Origin of the sequence: Rhizobium sp. BR 317, assembly GCF_047445835.1 — a bacterium.
GTDB classification, from domain to species: domain Bacteria; phylum Pseudomonadota; class Alphaproteobacteria; order Rhizobiales; family Rhizobiaceae; genus Rhizobium; species Rhizobium paranaense.
Genome location: NZ_JARWLB010000213.1, coordinates 1 through 574, shown reverse-complemented (window position 1 = coordinate 574; position 574 = coordinate 1). Strand labels below are relative to the sequence as shown.

General features: G+C 63.3%; 1 pseudogene. It reads left to right on the top strand.

The annotated features are described in order from the left end of the window. Window positions 1-81: 81 nt before the first annotated feature. Window positions 82-574, top strand: a pseudogene (locus QD357_RS32860) (conjugal transfer protein TraG); the annotation flags it as partial.

Sequence of the window (574 nt, the reverse complement as noted above, 5' to 3'; positions counted from 1 at the left end):
ATTTGAGCCAGCGCTTGAAAAGCAACGACCCCGAACGCTCGCGACTGATGGCGATCGGCGCGGAGGCCTTTGGCAACAGCGATGAATAGGATCATTCTTTTCATCGCGCCTGTCGCGCTGATGTTCCTGGTCACGATCGGATTGACCGGGGTCGAACACTGGCTGTCCGGCTTTGKAAAGACGGAAGCTGCTCGGCAGACGCTCGGCCAAGCGGGCATTGCCCTGCCTTATGTCGCAGCGGCCGCCATCGGCATCRTCTTCCTGTTCGCGAGCGCCGGCGCGATCAGGATCAAGAYGGCAGGATGGGGAGTCGTTGCCGGCGGTGTAGCGACGATCGTTGTCGCCATCGCTCGCGAGGCAATYAGGCTGTCGGCATTCTCGGAGCAGATTCCGGCCGGCAAGTCGATCCTGTCCTATGTCGATCCCGCGACGCTGATCGGAGCGGCCGCGGCAGTGCTTTGTGCCTGCTTCGCCTTACGTGTCGCGCTCGTCGGCAACGCGGCCTTCGCCAGCGCCGAGCCCAAACGCATACGCGGCAAGCGGGCGCTGCACGGCGAGGCCGACTGGATGAAGA